The sequence below is a fragment of the Paenibacillus sp. J22P277 genome, from assembly GCF_059383675.1.
Genome location: NZ_JBXENS010000008.1, coordinates 148,577 through 160,182 on the forward strand (window position 1 = coordinate 148,577; position 11,606 = coordinate 160,182).

Below are 11,606 nucleotides of genomic sequence, written 5' to 3' on the forward strand. Positions count from 1 at the left end.
CTTTGCCATGAACTAAGCATAACGCAGGATGAAAGCGGTGTATTTACACAGACGAAACAGGGCTTTGCACTTTTCTAATATCCTCGAAGCGGCGGCGGGCAGCCGGCGCATAAGCGAAAGGAGCCGTGCCGCCATGTCGCAGCGCGAAGGCGAAATCCTCATCGGGGCGCTCGAAGAGCTGCAGCCGACGGTTAATTTTGCGAGTCATGCCCTGACCGGGACCGGGTCCGTGTTCGGTCCGCGGATCATTCCGGACTACCAGCTCTTCTATTTATTGTCCGGTCGGGCGAAGATCGCCATCGGCGGGGATGTCCGTCTGCTCGCGCCCGGCGAATTCGCGCTGTACGGGCCGGATTGTCCGCACTGCATCACGATTCTGGAGGAGGCCGTTTTCATCGGCATCCATTTTCATTTTCGCCATGCTTCTCCGGCCCCGGTGCATCCCGCGTTCTCGATCGCGGTCTCCGACGAGGAAACGATGGGCGGGAGCCGCCGTCTGCGCCACCTGCTGGCACTTGACGGCGGGGAGGAGCTGGAGCTCCCTCCGTTCTTGGCGGTCCCGGGGCTGGAACCGACCTTGATGCGGATCGTCAAGGAATACATGAACGAGCAACCCGGGTATTCGATGCTGCTCCGCTCGCTGATGACGGAGCTGCTGCTGCTTGTCGTCCGCAACCGCCTGGCCGACCGGCCGCAATCGGCGGAGCAGAGCAAGATCGAGCCCGCGCTGCAGGCGATTCACCGGGAGCCGGAGAAGAATTGGACCGTGGCCGAGCTTGCCGCGCTCTGCGGTTACCATGCCATCTACTTCTCGTCGCTGTTCCGGAAGTGCACGGGCGACAACCCGAAGCAGTACCTGATCTCGCAGCGGATCCGCAAGGCGAAATTCCACCTGCTGAGCGGCGAGAAGATGGAAGCGATCGCGGAGCGGCTCGGGTATGCCAGCGTGCACTATTTCTCGCGGAATTTCAAAGAAGAGACCGGCTTGACGCCGACGGAATTCAAGCAGCAGTAAGCGGCAAGGGAGCCCCGTATCGATCGCGTCGGTTTTTTCCAGGATTCACTAATTCTTCTATTTTCCTTCACGCCGATTTCATAGACAAACTAGACTCGCAATGATACCATAATATGACGCAGGATTTAGGAGATTATGGAGGAAACAACCGTGAATTTGAAAGTGACCATGAAGCGCAAAATGCTCTCATCCGTGCTTGCCGCCGGACTCGTTCTTACCCCGCTGTCCTTTCTGGGAACACCGGATTCCGTCTCTGCGGCAACGGCGCAGACCGCTGCGATCTCCGTGACCGTCGACGGCGCGAAGCTTGCGCTCAGCCCGTCCCCGGTGACGCGGAAAGGCAACGTGCTCGTCCCGATGCGCGCGATCTTCAAGGCGCTGCATTCCAGCGTGACCTGGGAAGGCGGCACGAAGACGATATTGGCCGTCAAAGGCGGCACGACGATCTCGCTGCAGATCGGCTCCAAGCGGGCCGTCAGGAACGGCAAAACGTTGACGCTCGCGGAAGCGCCGCAGCAAGTGAACGGCGCGACGATGGTGCCGCTTCGTTTCGTGGCCGAAGCGCTGGGCGCCGACGTGCAGTACGATACGGCGAAGCATGCGATCCGGATTACCTCCGCCGAAGCGCTTCTGCTCAAGGAGCAGGAAGCTTGGGAGAAGGAACAGGAAGCGAATAAGCCCAAATCGCTGACGACCAAGCAAATCGTGGATCAGAACGACGGCAAGATCGTGATGATCACGACGGAGATCGGGCAAGGCAGCGGCGTCGTCGTCGGCAAGGACGAGATTTTGACCAATTACCACGTCATCGTCGATACGTCCAAAGGCAGCGCGACGCTGCTGAACGGCAAGGAAGTGGAGCTCGAAGGCATCGTCGGCTATGACGAGGAGAGCGATTTGGCGGTCGTGAAGACCAAGACGCCGCTCAATATCGAGCCGGTCGCGATCGGCCTCGAGGCGTCCAAAGGCGATCACGTCGTCGCTATCGGCAGCCCGCTCGGCATCCAAAACACCGTATCGGACGGCGTTATCAGCAACATCACGTACGAGGGCAGCACGGAGTATTACCAGACGAGCGCCCCGATCGACCACGGCAGCTCCGGCGGCGGCTTGTTCAACGACTTCGGCCAGCTGATCGGCATCACGGCCGCGGGCATCGACGATACGCAGGCGGATTTGAATTTCGCCGTCGCTTCGGACAACATCCTGATGCTGCTGTACGACATCGAAGAGAACCCGCCGGCCAAAATCGCCTTCTTGCCGAAGCAGCTCCCGGATTCGCTCAAAGACGCGACGACGGATCAGATCCGCGAGGTAGTGGAGGATAATTTTTCCGAGATTCAGTCGTCGCAGGGCACGACCGAGCTGAAGAAATTCGAAGTGACGCGCGACGCGGACGGCTGGCTCGTCATTACGGCGGTCATCGATCCGACGTTCTACATGGTCTACGGGCATGCGGCCAGCGAAGACATGCGGTTCTGGGCGATCGACGCCGGCTCGCAGCTTCGCGACATGCTGCCGGACGAGAATATCCAGCTGACGGTCTACTATGATCAGACGTTCAGCTTCGAACCGAGAGGTTTCGAGGACGGCCAAGTAACGGCGATCGGCGACGGCACGTGGCGCGTGCGCTTCCCGGTCATCGACTATCAAGGCAAAGAAAAAGCGATCGTTCGGGTGAACGCGTAAGCGCGCAACCGTCCGAACGCGCGAAGAGCGGTACCTTTCGGAATTCCGGCCGGCGGCATGCGGCAGGGGCTTCGAGGGAGCCGCTCTTCTTTTTTGCGGTCGAGTTCGGTACAATAGAGACTAGTCCAATTCGCGAAAAAGGCAGGAATCACGAACATGAAAGTCGTACTGGCGACCTTGAACGCCAAATATATACACACCTCGCTGGCGCTTCGCTGCTTGAAGGCCTACAGCGAGAAGGATTTCGATATCGATATCGCGGAATACACCATCAAGGATCCGGCCATGAACATCGTGGCGGATCTGTTCGCGCACGATCCCGACGTCGTGGGCTTCTCCTGCTATATTTGGAACATCGAAGAGACGATCACGGTCATTGATATGCTGCGCAAAATCAAGCCGGAGCTGCATATCGTGCTCGGCGGTCCCGAGGTGAGTTACGATTCGGCCCAGTGGCTGGACCGGCTTGGACAGGTCGACTATATCGTCGTCGGCGAAGGCGAGGAGACGTTTCACCATCTGCTTACGGAGCTGTCGGGCACCCGCAAGTTTCATATGGTATTCGGGCTTGCCTACCGCAAGGAGCACGAGGACGGGCGGATCGAGGTCATCGTCAACCCGCCGCGTCCGAAGCTGGACCTGGCGACGCTGCCCTCTCCGCACCGGTTTCCGGAGGACGTCTCGCGTCTCGCGAGCCGCGTCGTTTATTTCGAGACGAGCCGCGGCTGCCCGTTCAGCTGCCAGTTCTGCCTGTCGAGCATCGAGGTCGGCGTCCGCTACTTCGACATGGAACGGACGAAGTCCGATATCCTGTATCTGATCGATTCCGGCGCGAAGCTGATCAAGTTCGTGGACCGGACGTTCAACATCAAGCGGGATTACGCGCTCGAAATCTTCAAGTTTCTGATCGAGAACCACCGCGGCTGCGTATTTCAATTCGAGATCACGGCGGACATCATGCGACCGGAGGTGCTCGATTATTTGTCGGAGCACGCGCCGCCGGGCATCTTCCGCTTCGAGATCGGCGTGCAGTCGACGAACGACCTGACGAACGAGGCGGTGCAGCGGCGCCAGAACTTCATGAAGCTGTCGCGCACGGTCATGAAGGTGAAGGAGAGCGGCAAGATCGACCAGCATCTCGACTTGATCGCCGGCCTGCCGCACGAGAATTACGACTCTTTCCGCAAAACGTTCAACGACGTCTTCGAGCTTCGACCGGAGGAGCTGCAGCTCGGCTTCCTCAAGATGCTGCGCGGGACGGGCATGCGCATCGACGCGAAGAAGCACGGCTACATCTATATGGACCGGGCGCCGTACGAGATTCTCGGCAACGATATTTTGCCGTTCTCGGACATCGTGCGGATCAAGCGCGTCGAGGACGTGCTCGAGAAGTATTGGAACGCGCATCGGATGGACCATGCGCTCCTCTACCTGATCGAGCGGGCGTTCCCGTCGGCATTCGATTTCTTCCAGCTGTTCGGCGATTTCTGGGAAGGCCGGGGCTGGCAGAAGATCGGCCATCAGCTGGAGGATCTGTTCTCGCGCCTGTGGACGTTCCTGTCGGAGGACTATGTCGGGCGCGCGGAGCAGGCGGACCGGCAATGGTCGCTTGAGGTCGCGCTAGGCCTGATGAAGCTGGATTATTTCCTCGGGCACAACTACAAGCCGCGCAAGGTCTGGTGGGACTTCAGCATGGAGAAGGGAGATTGGAGCGGCTGGATGAAACGGCTGGCGGAGCGTCCGTCGGACGTCTCGGAGGCGTTCGCTGCGCTCGGCCTGAGCGAGAAGGAGCTGCAGAAGCATGCCGTCATCGAGCGGCTGCCGTTCGATCTGCGGCGCTATCTGGCGGAGGGCACGGTCTCGGCGGACGAGGAGACGCTGCTGATCGTCGTGTACGGAGGCGGCGGCAAAGGCGAACAACGGAGCGCCGGATTCTTCACGCTGCCGGTTGCAGCAGCTGCGGTCCAAGCTTGAGCCGACACCTCGGCTGAGGTAAGATGAGAGAGGCTTTATAATACGGCTCGCAGAAGGAGAGATATTCGTGGTATACGCAGCACATCCAGAACGGTACGCATCCATGATCTACAACCGCGTCGGGAAGTCGGGACTGAAGCTCCCCGCGATCTCGCTCGGACTTTGGCATAATTTCGGAGGCGTGGACACGTACGAGAACGGTCGCGCCATGCTTCGCCGGGCGTTCGACCTCGGCATTACGCATCTCGACCTGGCGAATAATTACGGACCGCCGGCTGGCTCCGCGGAAGAGATGTTCGGGCGGATGATGACGACGGACTTCGCGCCGTACCGCGACGAGATGATCATCTCGTCCAAGGCCGGGTATTACATGTGGCCGGGCCCGTACGGCGAATGGGGTTCGCGCAAATATTTGACGGCGAGCCTGGATCAAAGCTTGAAGCGGATGAACGTGGATTACGTCGATATTTTCTACTCTCACCGCTTCGATCCGGAGACGCCGCTCGAAGAAACGATGGGCGCGCTCGACCAGATCGTCCGTTCCGGCAAGGCGCTCTACGTCGGCATCTCCAGCTACAGCGCGGAGCAATCGGCGGAAGCGATCGGCATCATGAAGAAGCTCGGCACGCCGCTGCTCATTCACCAGCCGAGCTACAACATGTTCGACCGCTGGATCGAGAACGGCCTGCAGGACGTGCTGGACGAGCATGGCGTCGGCAGCATCGCCTTCGTCCCGCTCGCGCAAGGGCTGCTGACGAACAAGTACTTGGGCGGCATCCCGGCCGATTCCCGCGCGGCAAGCAAGACCGGCGCGCTGCAGGAAGGCGCGGTCACGCCGGAAGTCGTGGCGAAGCTGCAGAAGCTGAACGCGCTCGCGCAGGAGCGCGGCCAATCGCTGGCGCAAATGTCGCTCGCTTGGGTATTGCGCGGCGGACGCGTCACCTCGGCGCTGATCGGCGCAAGCCGCGTCAGCCAGATCGAAGACAACGTCGCGGCGCTGAACAACTTGTCGTTCACGGACGGCGAGCTGGCGAGCATCGAATCGATCCTGCGCGGCTAGCCGGATCCTCCGGTGCGGGCCGCGGCCCGCACCCCTGCCTGCCATTCATTGCCGACACGGCTTGATCCAAGACCGCTTACCCGTTCGCCGAACGGGTAAGCGGTCTTTTGCGTGCCGCGCGTAAAATAGCTTGAAAATAAAACGCTTTCACTATATTTTAATTATGACGCGAAGAGCGGGACTTGTTCAGAGGTCAAAGGGGGCTGTCAGGGCAATGTACAGAATGTTCATCGTCGATGATAACAAATACGAGCGGAACGGGTTGCAGGCGTCGATCGACTGGGCGTCGCTCGGCATCGAAGTCGCGGGGACGTTCCCGAACGGCGCGGAGGCGCTGGCGCGAATCGACGAGCTTCGGCCGCATATCGTCATTACGGACATTGCGATGCCGGTGATGAACGGCGTCGAACTGTCGGAGCGGATCAATAAGCAATATCCCGACATCAAGGTGATCTTCATCAGCTGCCACAGCGATTTCGAATTCGCGAAGTCGGCCGTCGATCTGGGCATCTACGGATACGTCCTCAAGCCCGTGATAGCGGAAGAGTTGACGGCGACCGTGACGAAGCTCGTCCATGACATCGATGCGAAGCAATCGCAGGTCGTGGAGAAGGAGCGCATGATGCGGCAGCTGGAAACGATGCTCCCGCTCGTGCAGGAGCAGTTTTTCAAGGAGCTGCTGCTTGGCAATTTCCGCCGCGAAGCGGATATCGCGGGCCAAATGGCGTTCCTGCGCATCCACGCCGCGCCGCATCGCCGCATCCACGTGCTGTCCGTTCAGCTGCATGACGTGGACGAACGGCCGAATGACGATCAAGGCATCGCGGATGCCTATTTCATCTCCTATTGCGTCAAGAACATCATCGCTTCCTTGAGCGGCGGCGGCCGCCGGATCTATCCCGTGCAGTTCTCGCTGCGGGAATACGCCGCCCTTGTTATCGATGAAGCCGATTCCGGAAACGGCGTCATGGATACGGCCGTCGAGCTGAGCACGGACATCGGCGGCAAGCTGTCGCTGACGGCCACGATCGGGATCAGCAAGCCGTCCGACGCGCTCGCGGACATCGGGATGCTCAACAAGCAGTCTCAGAAGGCGGTGCACACGCGGTTCTACAGCGGCAGCAATCCGATCATCGCGTTCGAAGAAATCGAAGAGCGCTCGGACGTGCCTTTCGAGGAGCTGCCGGACCTTGAAGCGGTCTACCAGGATTTGAAAGGGCTGCTGCTGCTCGGCGGCCCGGCGGAGGTCAGGGACTTCGTCGGCAAATATTTGAACGACCGGACGTCGAGGCAGGACGGCGGCTACGTGAAGGGCTTTGCCTTCATGGTCGTGAACATGACGCGCGTGATTTTGCAGGAGGCGAACCATGCGCTGCGCGATCTGAACGAGGATGAGCTGTCGGTCTGGAAGCGAATCAGCATGCCGGAGACGCCGACGGACGTCAGCGAGAAGATCTGCCAATGGCTGATGACCGTCATCGAACGGCTGGCCGAACGGAACGCGAACAAGAACACGAAGGTCGTGGAGACGATCAAGGACATCATCAAACGCGCGTACCATCGGCCGATCACGATCGAGGACATTTCCAAATCGGTCTACTTGAGCGGCCGATACGCGAACGCCCTGTTCAAGAAGGAGACGGGCAAGACGATCTTCGACTATGTCATCGAGGTCCGCATCGACGCGGCCAAGAAGCTGCTGAAGGACAAGGACAGCCGGGTGGCGGCCGTCGCGGAAGAGGTCGGGTACATGAACGCGTCGTATTTCTGCCTCGCCTTCAAGAAGAACGTGGGCATGACGCCGGCCGAGTACAAGAGCAAGGCCGCCTTATGATCGGCAGGCTGCGCTACCGGCACAAGATCGCCGCCATCATCTTCGTATTCGCCCTGCTGCCCATGCTCGTGCTCGGGCCGATCATGATCGGCAAGGTATGGTCCGGCAAAGCGGACGACATCGTCACGAACAACAACATCCGGCTGACCAGCAGCGTGAACGGCATCAACAATCTGCTCTCCTCGAACATGGATAAGGTGCTTGCGCTGAACAACAACTTTTATATCTACAACTACCTGGAAACCAATTCGGACCAAAACCTCGTCGGCGTCATGAATTTCAGCGACTATCTGCAAAGCGTCGTGAACGCCATGAAGTCGGACAATCCGCAGATCGACTTTCTCATCTATGCCCTCAAGGACACGAATTACGACGGCGATTATTTGCGCAGCATCTCGAACCTGGAGCGGGTCGTCGAACCGGGCGGCATAAGCCTGCAGAAGGAGATCCTGCAAGCCGACAGCGCCAAGATTCTGTGGAAGTACCGAACGGTGAAGGATCGCGCGGGGAAAGACGCGGATTATCTGTTCGGCTACAAGAAACTCATGTCGCTGAACCTGCCGCTCGCGATCATCGAGGTGCGGATTCCCGTCGAACAAATCCTGCGTTTCTTTGCCTACGAGATTCCGAAAGGCGGCTACATCGTGTATGATGCGGGCGGCAAAGAGACCTTGATCAAAGGCGGAGACGCGGACCGGTCGGCAGGCGAACGCGACGCGTCCGGCTATTACGCCATTCGTCACGAGCTGAAGCCCGGCGTCGGGCAAATCTCCATGTTCCTTCCGAAGCGCCTGGTGTTTCAGGAGCTGAAGGGCTACCTGGCGACCGTGCTCGTCGGCTTCGTCCTGATCATCGGCGTGCTCTTCGTCGTCGTGGAGATGGTTTCCCACTTCCTCACCAAGAAATTCGAGACGCTGTTCCGGCGGATGAACACGAACGTCGAGAGCTTGATCAACAGCGACAGCTTCCTGCGCTTCGAGGAGACGGACGACGAGTTCGGGAAAATGGGACAGGTGTTCTACGAGCTGACGCTGCGCATCAAGGCGTACTACCGGCAGATCGCGGATTACGAGCTGGAGAAAACCGTGCTCGAGACGCAACTGCTGCAGGAACGCTTCAATCCGCATTTTCTGTACAACACCCTCTCGACGTTCCGCTGGATCTACAACGACCCGAAGGTGCACGAGGTGGTGGATTCCATGGTCAAGTATTACCGGATCGCGCTCAACAAAGGCAGCAGCATCATCACGATCGAGCAGGAGACGGAGATGATCCGGGAGTATTTGCGCCTGCAGAAATTCGCTTACGGCAGCGAATTCGAGTTTGCGATCGAGCTCGAGGACGATGCCGGCCGGCAGCCGATGCTGAAGAATCTTCTGCAGCCGATCGTCGAGAACGCGTTCCTGCACGGCGTGCATGGACGGGAAGCGGGCGGCATGATCCGGATTCGGGTCGCCAGGCAAGCGCAGCCGGAGTCGATACGTTTCGAGATCAGCGATAACGGGCGGGGCATGGGGCCGGAGAAGATCGCGCAGATTCTAGGCGGAACCTCGGAAGCGAAGTATACCGGCTACGGCATGAAGAACGTCCTGAAGCGGATGGAAACGTATTACGGCGAAGAGAGCCGCCTTACGATCGAGAGCGAGCCCGGCTTCGGGACGAAGGTCATTCTCGAAATACCCGATCATCTGGATGCGGCGCTCCGGGACATGAAGTCCGCCGCTTCGTTATAGCCGACCGACCGATCGCCGCATACGAATCTTATCCGAAGCCCGTTCGCAGCCCGCCATACTGGCGGGCTTATTTCGTTGCGCAATCCGGAACGGCCGAATAGCCGCATTGCGTCATTTGTAAGCCGGATATTTACTATTTCGGGTTTTGAAAGCGTTCTATACTTTGATTAAGCCATGAATACAACGATGAAGAGAAAGGAGGAACTCCGTTGAAAACGATTGCAAGCCAAGTGTCTCCGAAGTCCCCCAAGCTCGCAGGCTCGCGGATTCGGAGAAATATCCAGAAAAACATGTTCGGCTACCTGTTGATGCTCCCCTCGATCGTGCTGACCTTCGTTTTCTCCTATCTGCCGATGCCTGGGCTGCTGTCCGCGTTCCAGGATTACAACATGTTCGCCGGCCTGTGGAAGAGCGATTGGGTCGGTCTCGCGCACTTCAAGGAAATCTTCGACATTCCCCTGCTGTGGGGCTCCATCATCAATACGCTGAAGCTGAGCGTGCTCACGATACTCGTCGGATTCCCGGCGCCGATCATCCTGGCGCTCATGATAAACGAAGTGAAGAACGGCTTGTTCAAGCGCGGCGTCCAAACGTTGACCTACCTGCCGCACTTCCTGTCCTGGATTGCCGTCGTCGGTCTCTGCTACTCGTTCTTCGATTCCTACGGGCCGGTGAACGATCTGCGGGTCGCGCTGCTTGGGCAGGACACGGAACGCGTCATGTACCTGTCGCAGCAGAAGCTCTTTCTCCCCCTGCTGCTGCTGCTGAGCGTCTGGAAGGAAGTCGGCTGGGGCACCATCGTCTATCTGGCGGCGATCACGTCGATCGATCCGCATCTGTACGAAGCGGCCAAAATGGACGGCGCCAACCGGTTCAAACAGCATTGGCATATCACGCTGCCGGGGATGAAGCAGACGACGATCCTGCTGCTCCTGTTCACGCTCGGCACGCTGTTCGCCAGCAACTTCGAGCTTGTCTACGGGATGCAGAACGCCTTCATCAACTTCGACGTCATCGCCACCGTCATCTTCTCTTCGGGCATCCAGCAAGGGAGCTATTCCTTGGCGACGGCCGTCGGGTTCGCGCAGGGGCTGGTCGCCCTGCTGCTGATCGTCGTCGCGAACAAGATAGCCAAAAAATTATCCGGCGTCTCGATATGGTAGGAGGAAGCGATGAATTACGAATCCCGTGCTTACAAGCTCTTTAAATACGGCAATGCCGGCCTCCTGTTCCTGCTCGTCGTCGCGATGATCTTCCCGTACGTGAACGTGCTCGCGGTAGCCTTGAACGACGCGATGGATTCCCAGTTCGGCGGCATCACGTTCTGGCCGCGGGTGTTCACGCTCGACAATTTCAGGGTGCTGCTGCAAAACAAAGACGTCATCCAAGCGGCGGGCGTCTCGGTACTGCGAGTCGTGATCGGCACGATCATCGCGCTGGTCGTGCAGTACATGTGCGCGTATGCGTTCACGATCAAGGATTTCAAGGGCAAGGCGCTCGTCCTGCTCTTCCTGATGATTCCCATGTATTTTAACGGCGGGCTCATCCCGCAGTATCTGCTCTTCTCGAAAATGCATATGCTCAACAGCTTCCTGGTGTACGTGCTGCCGGTGTCGTTCAGTTTGTACAACATGGTCATCATCCGTTCTTATCTGTACAGCATCCCGGGAAGCCTCGGCGAATCGGCCCGCATCGACGGCGCCAACGAATTCGCGATCATGCTGCGAATCTACGTGCCGCTGTCGATGCCGATTATCGCCGTGCTTGCGCTGTGGAGCGCGGTGGGGCATTGGAACGACTGGACGACGACGCTGTATTTCATCACCGACAAGCATTTGTATACGCTCCAATACATTCTCATGCAGATTTTGAGGGAAGGCGAGCGCGTCACCAAACTGATGGAGGAAGCGATCCGAATGGGCACCGCGGGCTCGACCGGCACCGCGCAGCAGATGACGCCGGCGGCCATCCGCGCCGCCAACATCATCATCACGACGATTCCCATCGTCGTCGTGTATCCGTTCCTGCAGAAGTATTTCGTAAAAGGAATTACGATGGGGGCGGTGAAAGAATAGCTTGGCGGATGCGACCGCGGCATCCGGCCGATTGGGGGAGGTGAGGCTTATCGTTCTAAGCCGCGCAAGCGGGGGCATGAATTTGAAACGGCGGTTCGAGGGGTTGTCAAGGGAAAGCATGAAAAAAGAACATAGTTGAGAGTGCCAACCGGCTAATCTGTCGCCAAACCTACTAGCCCGCCGAACTCCCTCATATGTTCTCTTGGGTTGAAACACATTCATTATC

General features: G+C 58.7%; 8 protein-coding genes. All 8 read left to right on the plus strand.

What is annotated here, in order from left to right:
• The first annotated feature begins 133 nt into the window (after positions 1 to 133).
• On the plus strand, positions 134 to 1,015 hold the full coding sequence (locus tag AC50YL_RS27510; RefSeq protein WP_494836197.1) for a helix-turn-helix domain-containing protein: 882 nt from the start codon (positions 134 to 136) through the stop codon (positions 1,013 to 1,015).
• 150 nt (positions 1,016 to 1,165) lie between these two features.
• Positions 1,166 to 2,704, plus strand: coding sequence for a stalk domain-containing protein (locus AC50YL_RS27515; protein ID WP_494836199.1), 1,539 nt, complete (start codon positions 1,166 to 1,168; stop codon positions 2,702 to 2,704).
• Positions 2,705 to 2,860: 156 nt separating this feature from the next.
• Positions 2,861 to 4,678, plus strand: a complete 1,818-nt coding sequence (locus AC50YL_RS27520; protein ID WP_494836201.1) for a B12-binding domain-containing radical SAM protein — start codon at positions 2,861 to 2,863, stop codon at positions 4,676 to 4,678.
• A gap of 67 nt (positions 4,679 to 4,745) precedes the next feature.
• On the plus strand, positions 4,746 to 5,738 hold the full coding sequence (gene mgrA / locus AC50YL_RS27525; RefSeq protein WP_494836203.1) for an L-glyceraldehyde 3-phosphate reductase: 993 nt from the start codon (positions 4,746 to 4,748) through the stop codon (positions 5,736 to 5,738).
• A gap of 214 nt (positions 5,739 to 5,952) precedes the next feature.
• Positions 5,953 to 7,572 carry a response regulator transcription factor gene (locus tag AC50YL_RS27530; protein ID WP_494836205.1) on the plus strand — a complete coding sequence of 540 codons (1,620 nt, stop codon included), beginning with the start codon at positions 5,953 to 5,955 and terminating at the stop codon, positions 7,570 to 7,572.
• Positions 7,569 to 9,305, plus strand: a complete 1,737-nt coding sequence (locus AC50YL_RS27535) for a sensor histidine kinase (protein ID WP_494836207.1) — start codon at positions 7,569 to 7,571, stop codon at positions 9,303 to 9,305. The genes AC50YL_RS27530 and AC50YL_RS27535 overlap by 4 nt, the downstream gene beginning before the upstream one ends.
• A 209-nt stretch (positions 9,306 to 9,514) precedes the next feature.
• On the plus strand, positions 9,515 to 10,468 hold the full coding sequence (locus AC50YL_RS27540) for an ABC transporter permease (RefSeq protein ID WP_494836209.1): 954 nt from the start codon (positions 9,515 to 9,517) through the stop codon (positions 10,466 to 10,468).
• A gap of 9 nt (positions 10,469 to 10,477) precedes the next feature.
• Positions 10,478 to 11,380, plus strand: coding sequence for a carbohydrate ABC transporter permease (locus AC50YL_RS27545; protein ID WP_494836210.1), 903 nt, complete (start codon positions 10,478 to 10,480; stop codon positions 11,378 to 11,380).
• The last annotated feature ends 226 nt before the right edge of the window (positions 11,381 to 11,606 follow it).